Here is a 16,450-nt window from a genome sequence, read left to right as displayed (position 1 = left end):
GTGAAGGAGAACACACCGATGACCCCGGCTCCGCCCCGTACCGCACTCCGGCGCAAGCAGGACGTCCTCGACCGGCTCGCCGGTGACGTCGACGCCTGGGTGTCCACCGCCGGCCCCGACGGCTGGCAGCCGCACCTGGTGCCGCTGTCGTTCCTGTGGGACGGCGCCACCCTGCTCCTGTCCACGGCGGCGGACAGCCCCACGGGCCGCAACCTGCGGCACAGCGGGCGGGTCCAGCTCGGGCTCGGCCACACCCGCGACGTGACCGTGATCGAGGGGTCCGTCGAGACCGTGCCGCCCGCCAAGCTGCGGGAGGAGGAGGGCGACGCCTTCGCCGTCAAGACGGGCTTCGACCCGCGCGCGCTCTCGACGCCGTACCTCTACTTCCGCGTCACGCCGCTGCGGATCCTGGCGTGGCGGGAGGAGAACGAGCTGAAGGGCCGCGAGCTGATGCGCGAGGGCCGCTGGACCGTGGCCTGAGGCACCGTACCCGCGTCTCCGGGGCGGCGGCCTCTAGGATGGCGCGTCATGACCGTTCCAGACGTCTTCCAGCTGCGCAGGGACTCGGCCCTGCGGGCGGCCCGGCGCCCCCGGGGGCCGGAGCTGGCCGCCGTCGGCGACGTGGAGGGGCCCGGCGGGCTCCGGCTCCGCCACTACCGGCCCTCCCCCGAGGCGCGGCCGCTGGTGGTGTTCCTGCACGGCGGGGCCTGGGTGATCGGCGACCTGGACACCCACGACCGCACCTGCCGGCGCCTCGCCGCGCGCTGCGACGTCGAGGTGCTGGCCGTGGACTACCGGCGCGCCCCCGAGCACCCCTACCCCGCGGCCGTGGACGACGCGGTCGCGGTGCTGCGGTGGGCCCGGCCGGCGGCGGTGGCCGGTGACAGCGCGGGCGGGTACGTGGCGACGATGGCGTGCCTGCGGCTGCGGGACGAGGGCGGGCCGCTGCCGGCCGCGCAGATCCTCATCTGCCCGAACACCGACCTGACGCTGTCGATGCCCAGCGTCGCGGAGAAGGGGTCCGGGTACGGGCTCGACGCCGGCTTCCTGTCCTGGGCGGTGAGCCAGTGGACGTCCGGCCCGGAGGTCCGTGACGATCCGCGGGCGAGCCCTCTGACGGCCGCGGACCTGCGCGGCATGCCGGACAGCGTCGTCGTCACGGCCGAGCACGACCCGCTGCGCGACGAAGGCGACGCGTACGCGCGGCGGCTGGCCGAGGCGGGGGTGCGGGTGACGCACCGGCAGGAGCCGGGGCTCGTCCACGGCTTCATCCAGAACATGGACCTCACCTCGCCCGAGGCCGCCGCCGCCCACGAGCGGCTCTTCCGGGACATCGCCGGCATGCTCGGCGGCCGGGACAGTCACTCGGCCCCGCGGTAGGCGTACAGGTCGTCGACGAACTTGCGCTTGAGGGCCGGCACGCGGTCCACCACGGTGAAGTAGCCGCGCATCCCGGCCAGCAGGGCGCGGCCGATGACCGGCTTGTGCGCGGCGCCGTCGCCGTCCATGCGGCTCAGCGAGTCCTTCACGCGGGCGAAGCCGTACGGGATCATCTGGCGTTCGTAGGCGGCGACGGCGTCGAGCACCGGCTTGCCGCCGGCCAGCTCCCGGCACAGCAGCATGGCGTCGCGCAGCGCGGTGTTGGCCCCGACGCCCTGGCCGGGGGTCATCGTGTGGATCGCGTCGCCGAGCAGCGTGACGTTCGTGGTGGGCCAGGGGTCGACCGGGACGGAGGTGCGGATGTTGATCGGGAAGCAGCTCCCGGGGTCGGCCAGCGTGAACAGGCGGCGCAGGTCCGGGTGCCAGTCCCCGGTCATGCCGAGGGCGACGTCCACGAGGTCGGCGCCCCGCAGGTCCATGATCCCGGCGGGGAAGCGGGAGGCGGCGGCCGACAGGCCCCAGTTGATGTAGTCGCGTGTGTTGTCGTAGAGCAGGCCCGGCCAGCGCTCGATCAGCTCCCGTTCGCTGCCGCCCACGTCGTGCTTGATCCCGCCCTCGCGGCCCCACTTGAACTCCATGACGTGCCAGATGCAGAACATGCCCCTGGGCGCGAACATCGCCGAGATGCCGTAGAACATCTCCGGCGTGAGCAGCCGCCGCGTCTCCTCGGTGATCGGCACCTTGGCGGAGATGGCGATGATGCCGCTGTCCCTGATCTGGGCGTGCGGGAGGTACTGCCGGCGTACGCGGGAGCCGGTGCCGTCGGCGGCGACGAGCACGTCCCCGGTCGCGCTGCCGCCGTCGGCGAAGAAGGCGGTGACGGTGCCGTCGGCGTTGCGCTCGTAGCGGGTGAACTCCTTGCCGAAGTGGACGACGTCCTCCATGCCGGTCAGCAGCACCTGGCGCAGCGTCATCCGCGACACCGAGCGCTCGGTGTCGACCGGGTCGTCGTCCTCGGGGCGGAGCGGGAAGGACGCCGTGGTGCCGCGCTTCTCGGTGAGGACGTTGAAGAAGCGCGGGGCGCGGGCGCAGGTGGCGGCGAAGGTGTCGAACAGCTCGGGCGGCAGGCACTCCTTCAGCGCCCGGTTGCCGGTGGGGTCGATGCCGACGCGGTAGCCGTGCAGGCCGTCGGCGCGGGTGCGGTCGCGCTCGTAGACGGCCACGGGGACGCCGGCCCGGCGCAGGCCGTGGGCCAGGCACATGCCGCCGGTGCCGGCGCCGATGATGATGACACGCATGACAGGTCCTCTCCGAGGCACAAGGGAAGGGATTCGTCTCGTTCGTCATGTATCTTGATGTTCGAGACGTCTTTATCTTGAAGTTCGAGAGGCTTGAATGTCAAGGAGAATTCCGGGCGAGCTCCGCGACGCCGTCGGTGAGGAGATGCGGCTGATGCAGGCCGCGGTCGACTCCTTCGACGAGGCGGCCGCCGGCGTCCTCGGCGTGAACCGTACGGACCTGAGGTGCCTGGAGATCCTCGCCCAGGGCCCGGTCATCCCGAGCGTGCTGGGGCCGGCGCTCGGCCTGACCACGGGCAGCGTCACCGCGATGCTCGACCGGCTGGAGAAGCTCGGCTACCTCACCCGCTCCCCCGACCCCTCCGACCGCCGCAAGGTCGTCGTGCGGATCACCGAGGAGGCCGGCGCCAGGACGTGGGACCTGTACGGCCCGTTCGTCGCCGAGGGCGAGACCATGATGGAGGACTTCACGCCCGAGGAGCTGGAGCGGGTGGCCGCCTTCCTGCGCCGCTCACGCGAGATGTACGAGCGGCACGTGGAGCGGGTGCGCGCCCAGCCGTCGGCAAGACGGCGGGGCGCGCGCCGGTAGCCGCACCACGCGGAGGGGGCGCGCCCTCGCGCCGGAATGGTGGTGCCCGGCGGCACGCCGCGCTACAGCCCCTGTCGTCGCCGCACGTCGGTCGTGAGCTTCGCCAGCAGGCGCACGAGCGTGGCCCGTTCGTCCTCGGACAGGCCCGCGACCAGGCCGGCCTCACGGCTGAGCACCGAGTCGACCGATCGCTCGATCAGCGCGTGTCCCTCGTCCGTCAGCGACACGTCGACGCTCTTGCGCCCCGTCGCGCCCGATGCCCGCCGCACCAGACCGTCACGCTCCGCGCGGGCGACGCGCTGGGAGATCGCGCCGGCCGTCACCAGGGTGCGGCCGGCCAGCTCGCGGGTGGACAGCGTGTACGGCGGGCCTGAGCGGCGGATCACCGACAGCAGGTCGAGCGTGGCCGCGTCGATGCCGGCCGCGCGCAGGACACGGACGCGGTCGTCGGCGAACATCTTCGCCAGCCGCCAGATGGGCGTGACGATCTCGATGGAGTCCGTGGGCGTGCCCGGACGCTCGCGCTGCCAGGCCGCCGCGATCTCCGCCGGCTCGGCCGGGTTGTCGGTCACTGTCGGCCCTCCGCTATGTTTAGACCTAAACGATAACACCGCCCGAGGGAGGAAGCGTGACCAGAACTGTCCTCGTCACCGGAGGCACCAGCGGCATCGGGCGCGCCGTCGCCGCGCTCTTCGCGGCCGACGGCGCGGAGGTCCACATCACCGGGCGGCGCCCCGACACCGTCGAGCCGGCCGCCAAGGAGCTGGGCGTGCACGGCATCGCCTGCGACGCGACCATGCCCGACCAGGTCGCCGAGCTCGGCGCGCGGCTGGACGGCCCGCTCGACGTGCTCGTCAACACCGCCGGTGGACTGCCGGAGACGCCCCCGGCCGGGATGCCGCCCCTGGAGGCGCTGGCCGCCGAGTGGCAGTCGAGCGTGTCGACCAACCTGTTCACCGCGGTCCTCACCACCGCCGCGGTCCGCGACAAGCTGACCGCGGGCTCCTCGATCGTCAGCATCGGGACGATCGGCGCGGAACGCCGCGGCGGCTCCTACGGCGCGGCCAAGGCGGCGCTGGCCGCCTGGAACGCCGCGCTCGCCGCCGAGCTCGGCCCGCGCGACATCACCTGCAACGTCATCTCCTCCGGCTACGTGACCGGCACCGGCTTCTTCGGCGGCGGCATGACGGAGGCGCGCCACCAGGCGCTCGTCGAGGAGACGCTGCTCAAGCGGCCGGGCACGCCCAGCGACATCGCGCAGACCGTCTTCTTCCTCGCCTCGCCCGGTGCGCGCCACATCACGGGACAGACCATCCACGTCAACGGCGGCGCCTTCACCACACGCTAGCCTCAGCCGTTGGTTGACGCCACGGGGCGCTCAGGACACGTAGAGCCGCAGGTGATCGGCCGTCAGGGAGGTGCCCGTGGCCACCAGGTCGGCCGGGGTCCCCGAGAACACCACCTGGCCGCCGTCGTGGCCGGCTCCCGGTCCCAGGTCCACGATCCAGTCGGCGTGGGCCATCACCGCCTGGTGATGCTCGATGACGATCACCGTGTTGCCGTCGTCCACCAGCCGGTCCAGCAGCCCGAGCAGCTGGTCCACGTCCGCCAGGTGCAGGCCGGTGGTCGGCTCGTCCAGGACGTACGTCGTGCCGTTGCGGGCCATGTTGACGGCCAGCTTGAGCCGCTGCCGCTCGCCGCCCGACAGGGTGGTGAGCGGCTGCCCGAGCGTGAGGTAGCCGAGGCCGGCGGCGGCGAGCCGGTCGAGGATCGTCCGCGCCTGGCCGGAGCCGAAGAACTCGAGCGCCTGCGCCACCGGCATGGCGAGCACCTCGCTGATGTCGCGGCCCCGCAGCCGGTACGCGAGGACCTCCGACGTGAACCGCCTGCCCTCGCACTCCTCGCACACCGACGCCACCTCGGCCATCATGGCCAGGTCCGTGTAGACGAGGCCGATGCCCTTGCAGGCCGGGCAGGCGCCCTCGGAGTTGGCGCTGAACAGGCTCGCCTTCACCCCGTTGGCCTTGGCGAACGCCGTCCGGATCGGGTCGAGCAGCCCCGTGTAGGTGGCCGGGTTGCTGCGGCGCGACCCGCGGATCGGCGACTGGTCGGCGACCACGACGCCCTCGCGTCCCGCGACGTACCCGTGGATGAGCGAGCTCTTGCCCGAGCCGGCCACGCCCGTGACGACGGTGAGGACGCCGAGCGGGAGGTCCACGCTCACGTCGCGCAGGTTGTGCCGCGTGGCGCCGCGGACGGGCAGGTGGCCGGTGGGGCGGCGGGCGTCCTGGCGCAGCTTGACGCGGTGGCTGAGGTAGCGGCCGGTCAGCGTGCCGGAGGCGCGCAGCCCGTCGAGGTCGCCGGCGTAGCAGACGTGGCCGCCCTGGGCGCCGGCGCCGGGGCCGAGGTCCACGACGTGGTCGGCGATGGCGATGGTCTCCGGCTTGTGCTCGACGACGAGCACCGTGTTGCCCTTGTCGCGCAGCCGCAGCAGCAGGCCGTTCATGCGCTGGATGTCGTGCGGGTGCAGCCCGGCGGTCGGCTCGTCGAAGACGTACGTGATGTCGGTGAGGCTGGAGGTGAGGTGCCGCACCATCTTGACGCGCTGGGCCTCGCCGCCGGACAGGGTGGAGGACTCGCGGTCCAGGCTCAGGTAGCCGAGACCGATCTCGACGAGCGAGTCCAGCGTCTCCAGGAGCGTGTCGAGCAGCGGCTTGACCGAGGCGTCCCGGATGCCGCGGACGAACGCGGCCAGCTCGTCGATCTGCATGGCCGAGCAGTCGGCGATGCTGCGTCCGGCGACGAGGCTGGCGCGGGCGGCGTCGTTGAGCCGGGTGCCGTCGCAGGCGGAGCAGGGGGCGAGCTTGACCGCCCGGTCGGCGAAGGCGCGCGCCGCCGTCTGCATCGACTCGCGGTCCTTGGCGAGGTACAGGCGCCGGACCTTGGTGACGAGTCCCTCGTAGGTGAACGTGTTGGAGCCCATCTTGATCTTGGTGGCGGGCTTGTGGAGGAAGTCCTCCCACTGCTCCGTGGTGTAGTCGCGCAGCGGGGCGTCCGGGTCGAACAGACCGGTCTTGGCGTAGAGCTGCCAGTACCACGTGTCCTTGGCGAAGCCCGGGGCCTTGATCGCGCCCTCGTTCAGGGACAGGTCGCGGTCCACCAACTCGTCCACGTCGATCTCGGAGGTCTTGCCGAGCCCCTCGCACACGGGACACATGCCCTCGGCCCGGTTGAAGCTGAAGGCGAAGGGCGGGCCGGCGTGCGGCGCGCCGAGACGGCTGAACATGATCCGCAGCATGGTGTGGCAGTCGGTGGCGGTGCCGACGGTCGAGCGGGCGTTGGCGCCCATCCGCTCCTGGTCCACGATGATCGCGGCGCTGAGGTTGCGCAGCGCGTCGACGTCCGGGCGGGCCTGGGAGGGCATGAAGTTCTGGAGGAACGCGGTGTAGGTCTCGTTGATGAGCCGGCGGGACTCCGCGGCGATCGTGTCGAAGACGAGCGACGACTTGCCGGAGCCGGAGACGCCGGTGAACACCGTCAGGCGCCGCTTGGGGATGTCGAGGGAGACACCCGCCAGGTTGTTCTCCCTGGCGCCGCGCACCTGGATGACGTCGTGGCTGTCGGCGGCCAGCTTGCTGGGGAGGGAGGAAGGCATGCCTGCAAGTGTGTCATTGACCTCCCCGTTGAGACTTTCGGCGCGGGCACCAGGAAAGATTGGTGCCGAACCCTCAAACCGGAGGGACGCCGGGAAGAGTCAGGGTCTGAGACGGGCCAGGGAGTCGGGGGTGAGGCGGGCGGCGAGGGCCTCCAGCAGGGCCGTGACCTCCGTGACCTCGGTGTGGCCGGCGGGTTCCGCGCCGCCCAGCGCGAGCGCCAATGCGGGCTCGATCGGCGCCGCGCGCACCTCGGCCACCCGGTCGGACAGCTGGGGCGCGTGCCTGATCACGGTCCTGCGCCGGTCGCGGGGGTCGGGCTCGGTCACCACGGCGCCCGCCTCGCGCAGGCGGGCCACGGAGGCCGACACGGCGCTCTGCGGCAGGCCGGTGCGGGCGACGATCTCGCCCACCGAGGTGTCGGGATGGCTCCGGACGTCGCTGACGACGATGAGGACGGTGCGCACGCTCGTGGTCTGCGGCCCGATGCCCTCCGTCGGCATGGCCTCCTCGCCGATCTTCATCAGCGTGCGCCCCAGCAGGAACAGGTCCACAGCGTTCATGCCCCCACAATACATCAAATCTGATGGGTTGCCGCGTCCTGTCACACCGGCGGCCGCGAGGGGGCGGGAGAGTGCTCGGGCGGCGGGTCGATGCCGAGCTGCTCGGCGCGGACGAGCCCGGCCGCGGCGTCGGGGACCAGGCCGAGGCTGACCGTGTTGCGGCCGAGCAGTGCGTTGAGCGCCCAGTCGGTGGCCACGCGCAGCCGGTTGCCCGCGCCGGGCAGAGCGTACAGGTGGTAGCCGCCGGTGACGGCCTTGGCCGGTGGACCGGTGACGGGCAGGCCGAGCGGCGCGGCGGCGGCCTGGGCCCCCCCGAGGGCCGCGACGGTGCCGAGGTCGCGGTGCCGGTACGGCCGGGCCCTGCCGTGTCCCAGGCTCGCCGCGACGTTGCGTGCCGCGGCCCGGCCCTGGCGCATGGCGTGCTGGGCCGTCTGCGGGCACACCGAGCCGGGGCGGCCGAGGTCGGGCACGGCCGCGGCGTCGCCCAGCGCGAAGACGTCCGGGTGCCCCGGCACGGCCAGGCCGGCGCCCACGGTGAGCCGGCCCCTGTCCAGGGACAGCCCCAGGTCCTCGACGAGCGGGCTGCCGGTGACGCCGGCCGTCCACACCAGCAGCCGGCACGGCACCGTGGTGCCGTCGCTGAGGTGCGCGGTGTCGGGGGTGAGCCGGTCCACCAGGGTGCCCAGCCGCACCTCGACGCCGCGCGAGCGCAGGACGGCCAGCGCGTGCTGCGACAGGCGCGGCGGCAGATGCTCCAGGACGCCGTGGCCGTGCTCGACGAGGATCCAGCGGATGTGCTCGGCCCGCAGCCGCGGGTAGGCGCGCAGCGCGGACGCCATGAACAGCCGCATCTGCGCGACGTACTCCGTCCCGGCCAGCCCCGCGCCGACCACGACGAACGTGGTGCACGCCTGCCGCTCCGGCCCGTCGGGCAGGCCGTCGGCCCGCTCCAGCTGGGCCAGGACGCGGTCGCGCAGGTACACCGCCTCGATGAGGGTCTTGAAGCCGTGGGCGTACTCGCGCAGCCCCGGGACGTCGCGGATGCGGGTGACGCTGCCCGGGGCGAGCACCAGGCGGTCCCAGGAGAGGGTGGACAGGCCGCCGTCGTGGTGGCGGACGGTCACCGTGCGGCTGCCCAGGCCGGCGCCGGTGACCTGACCGGTCCACAGGCGGGTGCGCCGCAGCGACCGCAGCGGCACGGCGATGTCCGTCGGGTTGACGGTCCCGGCGGCGACCTGCGGCAGCAGCGGCGTGTACAGGTGGTAGTCGGTACGGCTGACCAGCACCAGCTCGGCCGCGCCGGGCGGGAGCAGGCTCTCCAGGCCGCGCAGGCAGTGGTAGCCGCCGAACCCCGCTCCGACGACCACGATCCTGGGCTTGGGCATCGTTTCCTCCCTCCGGGTGCCTGGCCGTCCCGTGGCCGGTTCAACCCCGGCTTGGGCGGATCCATGGCGGCCGTTGGCGTTTCCGGGGCCACCCGCGGGAGGTGACGACGGGCGGGGTTCTAGGCTGGAAGGCATCGACCGGCCTGCTCAGCGGGAAGCCTTCCCGGAGGCGCCGGCCGGTGGAGCAGTCAATCCATGGCCGTGGTGAGCGAGTCCACGTTCGTCGGCCGCAGGCACGAGGTGGCCGCGGCTCGGAAGGCTCTTGCCCGGGCCCGGCTGCTCACGCTGACCGGCACGGGAGGCGTCGGCAAGAGCCGCCTGGCGCTCAAGGTCGCCGCCACCCTGCGCGGCGGCTTCCGCGACGGGGTCGAGGTCGTGCAGCTCTCCTCCCTGGCGGCCGGCGAGCTGCTGGCGCCGACGGTCGCCGCGGCGCTGGGGCTGCGCGACGGCGACTCCGACCCCATGGCGCTGCTGGAGGACCACCTGGCCGGGCGGCGGATGCTGCTCGTCCTCGACAACTGCGAGCACCTGCTGGACGCGTGCGCCCGTTTCGCGGCCCGGGTGCTGCGCGAGGCGCCGAGGCTGCGGCTCCTCGTCACGAGCAGGCAGAGGCTGGGCGTGTACGGCGAGCACGTGCTCCCGGTTCCGTCCCTGCCGGTTCCGGACCCGGGGCTGCCGCCGCACGTCATAGCCCGGCACGACGCCGTGCGGCTGTTCGCCGACCGGGCGGCCGACGCCTCGCCGGGGTTCCGGCTGACCCGGGAGAACGCCGCGGACGTGGCCATGCTCGCCCGGCGCCTCGACGGGCTGCCGCTGGCGATCGAGCTGGCGGCGGCCCGGCTGCGCACGGTGCCGCTGGACCGGCTGGCGCGCGAGCTGGACGAGCGTCTTCAGGCCGTGACGTCGCCGGCCACGCTGCCGCCGCGGCAGCGGACGCTGCGCGCGACCATGGAGTGGAGCTACCGCCTGTGCTCGGCCGGCGAGCAGCGGCTCTGGGCCCGGCTCTCGATGTTCCCCGCGGGGGCCGGCCTGGAGACGGCCGAGGCGGTGTGCGCCGGCGGCGAGGTGGACGGGTGCGAGGTGCTCGACCTGGCGGCGGGGCTGGTCGACAAGTCGATCCTCATCGGCGAGCAGGCGGAGGGCTGCGTCAGATACCGCATGCTGGACACCATCCGCGCGTACGGCTGCGAGCGGCTGGCCGGCGACGAGGAGCGGGACCTGCGCGAGCGCTACATCGGCCACCACCGGGACCTCGTGGCCCGCAACCGGATCCACGAGACGGTCCCCGACCAGCTGGAGCGCTACCGGCTGCTGCGGCGGGAGCTGCCCAACCTGCGCGCCGCGATCGAGACGTGCCTCGGCGGGCCGGGACCGCCCGCCGTGGGGCTGGAGATGGCCGCGTCGCTGTGGTCGTTCTGGCTGCTGTCCGGCTCCGCCACGGAGGGACGGTACTGGCTGGAACGCGGCCTGGAGCGGGTGACCGCGCCGGGCCGCGGCCGGGCGACGGCGCTGTGGGTGTACAGCATGCTGGCGCTGCGCCAGGGCGACCCCGCCGCGGCGGCGCCCCGGCTGGAGGAGTGCGGGGCGCTGGTCCGGCGCGAGGGGTTCGCGGACGTGCTCCCGTACGCGGTGCGGACCAGCGGCGTGGCCGCGTTCTCCGCCGGCGAGCCGGGGCGCGGGCTCGCGCTGCTGGAGGAGTCGCTGGCGCTGCACAGGGCGGCGGGCGACCTCGACGGGGTGGCGTTCAACCTGTACTACGTGGCGGCGTACGGGGCGAGCCAGAGCCCCGGGCGGGCGGCGGAGTGCGGCGAGGAGATGCTGGCGCTGTGCGAGGAGCACGGGGCGCCCGTGACCCGCTCGTACGCGCAGCTCGTGCTCGGCATCGTGCTGTGGAACCTCGGCGACCTGCAGCGGGCCGAGGAGCTGGTGGGCGAGGCGGCGGAGTTCACCCGCGACATCGACGACAAGTGGTGCCTGACGCAGTGCGTGGAGGTGCTGGCGTGGGCGGCGGGCGCCCACGGCGACCACGGCCGGGCGGCCCGGCTGCTGGGCGCCGCGCACGCCCTGTGGCAGTCCGTGGACGCCTCCCCGTTCCGGCTGTCGTACCACGCGCCGTGGCATGAGCGGTGCGTGGCGCGGGCCCGGCGCGCCCTCGGGGTCCAGGCGTATCAGGCGGCGTTCCGGGAGGGCGCCCGGCTGGGTCTCGATCCGCGGCCCCTCGCAGGTTCCGGCAGGCCGGGGGCTCATCACGCGTCCGGGAGGGTATGACTGAACCCGACATGGCCACGGGGGCGACGACGCGACGGGCAACGGGGAACCTGCCCGTCGAGTTGACCAGTTTCGTGGGGCGCCGGCAGGAGCTGACCGAGGCGCGGCGCCTGCTCTGCGCTGGGCGGCTGCTGACGCTGACCGGCGTGGGCGGCGTCGGGAAGACGAGGCTGGCGCTGCGGCTGGCCGCCGAGACGGCGCGGAGCTTCCCTGACGGGAGCTGGCTGGCCGACCTCGCCCCGCTGGCCGCCGGGGAGCTGCTCGGCGAGACGGTCGCCCAGGCGATCGGCTGTCCCCGCAACGACCTGGAGGGGCTGCGCGAGCACCTGCGCGGCCGGCGGACGCTCCTGGTGCTCGACAACTGCGAGCATCTGCTGCCCGAGTGCGCCGCTCTGGTGGGCGAGCTGCTCGCGGCCGGGCCCGGCGTGCGGATTCTCGCCACCAGCCGGCAGCCGCTGCACGTGGCCGGCGAGAGCGTGCTGGAGGTGCCGCCGCTGACGGTGCCGGGCGCCCCGGGTGCCGTACCGGCTGCCCCGGGGGCCGCGCCGGAAGCCCTGGAGACCGCGCCGGACGGGCTGCCCGGTCCGGCGCTCGCCCCCGTCGCTGGACCGGCGTCCGGAGCGGCCCCCGAACCCGCGTCCGGCACGAGATCCGGAGCGGCGTCCGGAGCGGCGTCCGGTGGGCCCGGGGTGGTCGCGGCCGGCGCCGGGACGGACGGGGAGGCGGGCCCCGGGGCCGGCCTCGGGCCGGCGCCGGAGGTGCTGTCGGAGGCGGTCAGCCTGTTCGCCGACCGGGTGACGGCCGTGGTGCCGGACTTCACGGTCGACGCGGGCAACAGCGTGGCGGTGACCCGGCTGTGCCGGCGGCTCGACGGGATCCCGCTGGCCATCGAGCTCGCGGCGGTCCGGATGCGCGTGCTGTCGGTCGAGCAGATCCTCGACCGGCTCAACGACCGGTTCCGGCTGCTCACCCAGGGCAGCCGGGTGGCGATACCGCGCCAGCGGACGCTGCGGGCGCTCGTCGACTGGAGTTACGACCTGTGCACGCCCAGGGAGCGCGCCCTGTGGCGGGAGCTGTCGGTCTTCTCCGGGGGCTGGGACCTGGAGGCGGCGCAGCGGGTCTGCGCCCCGGACGAGATCGCCGGGGCGGCCGTGTCCGACGTGCTGACCGAGCTGGTCGACAAGTCGATCGTGCTCCGCAGGGAGCAGGATCCGGCCCTGGCGGGCCTGCCGCCCGGGGAGCACGGGTACGGTGCCCGCTACGACATGCTGGAGACGCTGCGCCAGTACGGCGAGGAGCGGCTGGCCGAGTCGGGCCGGCGCACGGCCCTGCGGCTGCGCCACCGCGACTGGTGCCGCGAGCTGGCCGAGCGGGCCGAGGCCGAGTGGTTCGGCGAGCACCAGATGCGCTGGCTGGCCCGGCTCCGCCTCGAACAGGCCAATGTGCGCGCCGCCCTGGAGTTCTGCCTGAGCGAGCCGGGGCAGGCGTGGGCCGCGCTGGAGATCGGCGCGGCGATGTGGAGCCACCGGCTGTCGTGGACGTCGCCGAGCGAGGGGCACCACTGGCTGGAGCGGGCACTGGCCGCCGAGACCGCGCCCGGCTCCGCGCGGGCCAAGGCGCTCTGGGTGGACGCCTGGCTGGTGCTGCTGCGGGGCGACGCCGCCGCCGCGCGGCCGCTGCTGGAGGAGTGCCGGGCGCTGTCCGAGCGGCTCGGCGACGAGGCCGATCTGGCCGGGGCGGTGCACATCACCGGGTTCGCGGCGCTGCTCGCGGGCGCCTTCCCGCGCGCCTTCACACTGCTGGAGGAGGCGCTGGAGCGGCGGCGGGCGCTCGGCCACCGGGGCCACGCCTGGGTCACGCTGCTCCAGCTCGCGATGGCCGCCGTGTTCATGAACGCTCCCCGCTCGTCCGCGCTGTGCGAGGAGGTCCTGGAGACGGCCCGGCGGGAGCGCGCCGAGTGGTCGGTGTCGTACGGGCTGTGGATCGTGGCCCTGGACCGGTGGCGGCTGGGCGACGCGCCGGCGGCCGCCGCCATGATGCGCGACGCGATCCGCGTCAAGGTGCGCTGCCACGACCACCTCGGTCTCGCCCAGTGCCTGGAGGGGCTGGCGTGGATCCTGGCCGGCGAGGGGGCGCGGCCGCGCGCCGCCGAGCTGCTCGGCGCCGCCCACATGGTGTGGCGGTCGATCGGGACGTCGCTGTCGGGGCTCGGCCACCTGGCGGGCCTGCACGACCGGTGCGAGCAGCTGCTGCGGCGCGGGCTGGGCGACGAGGGCTTCACCGCCGGCTTCCTGCGCGGCTCGGAGCTCACGCTGGACGCCGCGGCGGCGTACGCGCTGGAGGACGGGCTGCTGCTCGACGCCGGTGACGCCGAGCAGGAGCCCGGTGTCGCGGCCGTGCTGACCCGCAGGGAACGGGAGATCGCCGAGCTGGTGGCCCGGGGCCTGAGCAACCGGCAGATCGCCGAGACGCTGGTGATCGCGCAGCGCACCGCCGAGAACCACGTCGAGAACGTGCTGCGCAAGCTGGGCTTCACCTCGCGCGCGCAGATCGTCCGCGCCTGGAACACTCGTCAGGCCGGCTGAACAAGCCCTTGACCTTTGGTTCAGTACGATGAACGGAACATCGGACGGGCCGTCGCAGCTTGCCCGCCGGGCGATCCGAGCCCCGCGGAGGGGCCTGTGCACGACTGCGCCAGCCACGATCTCGGCAGGGCCGAGCCGGAGCCGCTTGTCCGTGTCCGCGGGCTGCGCAAGCGGTTCGGCGGCATCCCCGCGCTCGACGGCGTCGATCTCGACCTGGCCCGCGGCAGCGTCCTGGCGCTGCTCGGCCGGAACGGCGCGGGCAAGTCCACCCTGATCAAGATCCTGGCCGGCGTGCACCGCGCCGACGCCGGGGAGGTGACGGTGGCCGGGCACCCGCTCGGCGGCCGGGCCGCGGCCGGCCGGATGTCGTTCGTCCACCAGGACCCCGGCCTGGTCGACTGGATGACCGTCGCGGAGAACGTCGCCCTGGGCGCCGGTTACCCTCGCCGCGGCGGCCTCATCTCCGGACGCGGGACGCGCGTGCGCTGCGCGGTGGCGCTCGACGCGGTCGGCGCCCGGGTGGACCCCGGCGAGCGGGCGGGCGATCTCACCCGGGCCGAGCGGGCGCTGGTCGCCGTGGCCCGCGCGCTGGCCCGCGACACCGAGGTGATCGTGCTGGACGAGCCGACCGCGAGCCTGGGCGCGGCCGACCGCGACCGGCTGTTCGGCGTGCTGCGCGGGCTGCGCGACCGTGGCCGCGGCGTCGTGTACGTGAGCCACCGGCTCGCCGAGGTGCGCGAGCTGGCCGACAGCGTGGCCGTCCTGCGCGACGGGCACCTGGAGCGCGCCATCGTGGCGGGCGAACCCATCGACCACGACGACCTGGTGCGCGCCATCGTGGGCGGCGAGCCCGCCGTCCACCGCCGGCCGCGCCGGGAGCCGGGTGAGGTGGTGCTGAGCGTGCGCGGCCTGCGCACCGCGCTGGCCGGTCCGGTCGGCTTCGACCTGCGGGCCGGCGAGGCGATCGGCCTGACCGGGCTCGCCGGCGCGGGACACGTGGACGTGGGGCGGGCGCTGGCCGGCGTGCGGCCCGTCCTGGACGGGCGGGTGCTGCTGGACGGGCGGCCCTACCTGCCGGCGTCGGCGCCGGAGGCCGTCGAGGCGGGTGCCGGTCTGGTCGCGGGCGACCGGCTGGAGGAGGGCGCCGCCCCCGGGCTCACCGTCCGGGAGAACGTCCTGGCCAACCCGCGCCTGCGCGGCGGCTCACCGCTGACCTGGATCGGGCCTCGCGAGGAGCGGGCGCGGGCCGCGGGCCTGCTGGCGCGCCTCGGGGTCCGTCCCGCCGACACCGAGCTGCCGTTCACCGCGCTGTCGGGCGGCAACCAGCAGAAGGCGCTGATCGGCCGCTGGCTGTGGACCGGACGGCGGGTGCTGATCCTGGAGGAGCCGACGGCCGGGGTGGACGTCGCGGCCCGGCCCGAGATCTACCGGCTGCTGGACGCCGCCCTGAGCGCCGGCCTGGCGGCCGTGCTGGTCTCGGCCGACGCCGAGGAGATCACGCACGTGTGCGACCGCGCGCTCGTCCTCACGCGCGGCGCGGTGACCGCCGAGCCGGCCGGCGACGCCCTCACCGTCACCGGGCTCACCCGCGCCGTCACCGGGACGAGCCGCTGATGGCCGCCGGAGGCCGGGCACCCCGGCGCCGGTCCGCGCCCGGCAGGCTCGTCGGCGCCTACGGGCTGCTGGCGCTGGCGGTCCTGCTGTTCGGCGTGTTCTCCCTGGTGCTGCCCCAGACCTTCCCCACCCTGGCCAACCTGCGGGTGGTGCTGTCCACGAACGCGATCACCGCGATCCTGGCGCTGGGCGCGATGGTGCCGATCGTCACGGGCAAGTTCGACCTGTCCATCGGGTACGGGATCGGCCTCTGGCACGTCGTGGCGCTGAGCCTCATCGTGTCGGCCGGCTGGCCGTGGCCGCTGGCCTGCGTCGGCGTCCTGGCGGGCGGGGCGCTGGCGGGGGCGGTCAACGGGCTGCTCGTCGAGTTCGCCTGCATCGACTCGTTCATCGCCACCCTCGGCACCGGCAGCGTGCTGTACGCGATCACGGGGTGGGTGACCGGGGGCGCGCGGATCGTGCCGGGCCCCGGGGGGCTGCCCGGCGGGTTCACGAACCTGACCGACGCGACGGCGCTGGGGCTGCCCCTGCCCGCGCTGTACGTCGCGGCGCTGACGGCGGCGCTGTGGGTGATCCTCGAACGCCTCCCCCTCGGGCGCTACCTGTACGTCATCGGCTCCAACCCGCGGGCCGCCGAACTGGCCGGCATCCGCACCCGCCGCCACGTCTGCGTGGCCTTCACCGCCTCCGGGCTGGTGACCGGCTTCGCGGGCGTCCTGCTCGCCGCCCAGAACCAGATCGGCAACCCGAGCGTCGGGCTGGACTACCTGCTGCCGGCGTTCACCGCGGCGCTGCTCGGCTCGTCCGTGATCCGGCCGGGCCGGCCCAACCCGCTGGGCACGGTGGTGGCGGTCGCCATCCTGGCCGTCGGCCTGTCGGGGCTCGGGCAGCTCGGCGCGGAGTTCTGGGTGACTCCGCTGTTCAACGGGCTGACGCTGCTCGTGGCGGTGGGCCTCGTCGGCTTCTCTGCCCGGCGGCGGCTGCGCGCCCGTCCCCCGGCGGAGAGCCGGGGAACCCCATGAGCCCCGCCCCGCCCGTGGGCGCCGGCCGTTCCAGGCGCGCCGCCGCCCGGCCCGTACGCGCGACCGCCCGGCCCGTACGCGCGACGGCCCGGC

The 16,450-nt window shown here is 74.6% G+C and carries 13 protein-coding genes; 8 read left to right on the top strand and 5 right to left on the bottom strand.

Annotation, left to right across the window (positions count from 1 at the left end; all coding sequences use genetic code 11):
* Positions 1-18: 18 nt before the first annotated feature.
* Both MTP10_RS35270 and MTP10_RS35265 read left to right on the top strand, forming a co-directional pair.
* Entirely contained in the window at positions 19-480 is a 462-nt protein-coding gene (locus MTP10_RS35270; RefSeq protein ID WP_310715270.1) for a pyridoxamine 5'-phosphate oxidase family protein, read from the top strand.
* Between the two features lie 48 nt (positions 481-528).
* Complete coding sequence (locus tag MTP10_RS35265; RefSeq protein WP_310715269.1) at positions 529-1,380, top strand: alpha/beta hydrolase; 852 nt, start codon at positions 529-531, stop codon at positions 1,378-1,380.
* Here MTP10_RS35265 and MTP10_RS35260 read toward each other — a convergent pair.
* On the bottom strand, positions 1,362-2,678 hold the full coding sequence (locus MTP10_RS35260) for an NAD(P)/FAD-dependent oxidoreductase (RefSeq protein WP_310715267.1): 1,317 nt from the start codon (positions 2,676-2,678) through the stop codon (positions 1,362-1,364). The genes MTP10_RS35265 and MTP10_RS35260 overlap by 19 nt on opposite strands.
* Positions 2,679-2,775: 97 nt before the next feature.
* On the opposite strand from MTP10_RS35260, the gene MTP10_RS35255 reads away from it, so the two are divergent.
* Positions 2,776-3,267 (top strand): MarR family transcriptional regulator, encoded by a 492-nt coding sequence (locus MTP10_RS35255; RefSeq protein WP_310715265.1) that lies wholly within the window; start codon positions 2,776-2,778, stop codon positions 3,265-3,267.
* Between the two features lie 62 nt (positions 3,268-3,329).
* On the opposite strand, the gene MTP10_RS35250 is transcribed toward MTP10_RS35255, so the two are convergent.
* Positions 3,330-3,839: a MarR family transcriptional regulator gene (locus tag MTP10_RS35250; protein WP_310715264.1), complete on the bottom strand. Its 510-nt coding sequence runs from the start codon at positions 3,837-3,839 to the stop codon at positions 3,330-3,332.
* A 56-nt stretch (positions 3,840-3,895) separates the two neighbouring features.
* Here MTP10_RS35250 and MTP10_RS35245 point away from each other — a divergent pair, with 56 nt between their 5' ends.
* Positions 3,896-4,615 (top strand): SDR family oxidoreductase, encoded by a 720-nt coding sequence (locus MTP10_RS35245; RefSeq protein ID WP_310715263.1) that lies wholly within the window; start codon positions 3,896-3,898, stop codon positions 4,613-4,615.
* A 30-nt stretch (positions 4,616-4,645) separates the two neighbouring features.
* Here the strand turns inward: MTP10_RS35245 and MTP10_RS35240 are convergent, their stop codons facing one another.
* The 3 genes from MTP10_RS35240 to MTP10_RS35230 all read right to left on the bottom strand — a co-directional run bounded on the left by MTP10_RS35240 (position 4,646) and on the right by MTP10_RS35230 (position 8,868).
* Entirely contained in the window at positions 4,646-6,922 is a 2,277-nt protein-coding gene (locus MTP10_RS35240; protein ID WP_310715262.1) for an excinuclease ABC subunit UvrA, read from the bottom strand.
* A gap of 99 nt (positions 6,923-7,021) precedes the next feature.
* On the bottom strand, positions 7,022-7,483 hold the full coding sequence (locus MTP10_RS35235; protein WP_310715260.1) for a MarR family transcriptional regulator: 462 nt from the start codon (positions 7,481-7,483) through the stop codon (positions 7,022-7,024).
* A gap of 41 nt (positions 7,484-7,524) precedes the next feature.
* Positions 7,525-8,868 carry an NAD(P)/FAD-dependent oxidoreductase gene (locus MTP10_RS35230; RefSeq protein ID WP_310715259.1) on the bottom strand — a complete coding sequence of 448 codons (1,344 nt, stop codon included), beginning with the start codon at positions 8,866-8,868 and terminating at the stop codon, positions 7,525-7,527.
* 195 nt (positions 8,869-9,063) lie between these two features.
* On the opposite strand from MTP10_RS35230, the gene MTP10_RS35225 reads away from it, so the two are divergent.
* From MTP10_RS35225 to MTP10_RS35210, 4 genes are all read left to right on the top strand, one after another.
* Entirely contained in the window at positions 9,064-11,136 is a 2,073-nt protein-coding gene (locus MTP10_RS35225) for an AAA family ATPase (RefSeq protein WP_310715258.1), read from the top strand.
* Complete coding sequence (locus tag MTP10_RS35220) at positions 11,133-13,721, top strand: LuxR C-terminal-related transcriptional regulator (RefSeq protein ID WP_310715257.1); 2,589 nt, start codon at positions 11,133-11,135, stop codon at positions 13,719-13,721. Before MTP10_RS35225 ends, MTP10_RS35220 begins: the two co-directional genes overlap by 4 nt.
* A gap of 96 nt (positions 13,722-13,817) precedes the next feature.
* Entirely contained in the window at positions 13,818-15,335 is a 1,518-nt protein-coding gene (locus tag MTP10_RS35215) for a sugar ABC transporter ATP-binding protein (protein WP_310715256.1), read from the top strand.
* Positions 15,335-16,357, top strand: a complete 1,023-nt coding sequence (locus tag MTP10_RS35210) for an ABC transporter permease (protein WP_310715254.1) — start codon at positions 15,335-15,337, stop codon at positions 16,355-16,357. Before MTP10_RS35215 ends, MTP10_RS35210 begins: the two co-directional genes overlap by 1 nt.
* Positions 16,358-16,450: the final 93 nt, after the last annotated feature.

Source organism: Nonomuraea sp. 3-1Str, assembly GCF_031570565.1.
Taxonomy (GTDB): domain Bacteria; phylum Actinomycetota; class Actinomycetes; order Streptosporangiales; family Streptosporangiaceae; genus Nonomuraea.
The sequence above is the reverse complement of the archived record's forward strand: the minus strand, read 5'-3'. Positions and strand labels throughout refer to the sequence as shown.

Coding starts and splice junctions, on each gene's coding strand:
- MTP10_RS35270 (WP_310715270.1), top strand. CDS start 19: ATGACCCCGGCTCCGCCCCGTACCGCACTCCGGCGCAAGCAGGACGTC.
- MTP10_RS35265 (WP_310715269.1), top strand. CDS start 529: ATGACCGTTCCAGACGTCTTCCAGCTGCGCAGGGACTCGGCCCTGCGG.
- MTP10_RS35260 (WP_310715267.1), bottom strand. CDS start 2,678: ATGCGTGTCATCATCATCGGCGCCGGCACCGGCGGCATGTGCCTGGCC.
- MTP10_RS35255 (WP_310715265.1), top strand. CDS start 2,776: ATGTCAAGGAGAATTCCGGGCGAGCTCCGCGACGCCGTCGGTGAGGAG.
- MTP10_RS35240 (WP_310715262.1), bottom strand. CDS start 6,922: ATGCCTTCCTCCCTCCCCAGCAAGCTGGCCGCCGACAGCCACGACGTC.
- MTP10_RS35235 (WP_310715260.1), bottom strand. CDS start 7,483: ATGAACGCTGTGGACCTGTTCCTGCTGGGGCGCACGCTGATGAAGATC.
- MTP10_RS35230 (WP_310715259.1), bottom strand. CDS start 8,868: ATGCCCAAGCCCAGGATCGTGGTCGTCGGAGCGGGGTTCGGCGGCTAC.
- MTP10_RS35225 (WP_310715258.1), top strand. CDS start 9,064: ATGGCCGTGGTGAGCGAGTCCACGTTCGTCGGCCGCAGGCACGAGGTG.
- MTP10_RS35220 (WP_310715257.1), top strand. CDS start 11,133: ATGACTGAACCCGACATGGCCACGGGGGCGACGACGCGACGGGCAACG.
- MTP10_RS35210 (WP_310715254.1), top strand. CDS start 15,335: ATGGCCGCCGGAGGCCGGGCACCCCGGCGCCGGTCCGCGCCCGGCAGG.